The organism is Halomonas sp. ND22Bw, from assembly GCF_003011945.1.
GTDB classification, from domain to species: domain Bacteria; phylum Pseudomonadota; class Gammaproteobacteria; order Pseudomonadales; family Halomonadaceae; genus Halomonas; species Halomonas halophila.
Map to the genome: position 1 here is coordinate 1 of NZ_PXWD01000635.1, position 281 is coordinate 281.

1 rRNA gene is annotated in these 281 nt (G+C 57.3%); it reads right to left on the bottom strand.

The annotated features are described in order from the left end of the window. Positions 1-3: 3 nt before the first annotated feature. A 23S ribosomal RNA gene (locus tag CVH10_RS19690) occupies positions 4-281 on the bottom strand; the annotation flags it as partial.

Sequence of the window (281 nt, forward strand, 5' to 3'; positions counted from 1 at the left end):
AGAGCGATCAAGCTCGATTGAGCGAGTAGTACTGGTAAGCTCAACGCGTCACCGCGCTTGCACACCCAGCCTCTCAACGTGGTGGTCTTCCACGGCTCTCAAGGGAGTACTCGTTTCGAGGTGGGTTTCCCGCTTAGATGCCTTCAGCGGTTATCCCGTCCATACGTAGCTACGCTGCACTGCGGCTGGCGCCACAACAGCTCCACCAGAGGTATGTTCATCCCGGTCCTCTCGTACTAGGGACAGATCCTCTCAAGCTTCGAACACCCACGGCAGATAGG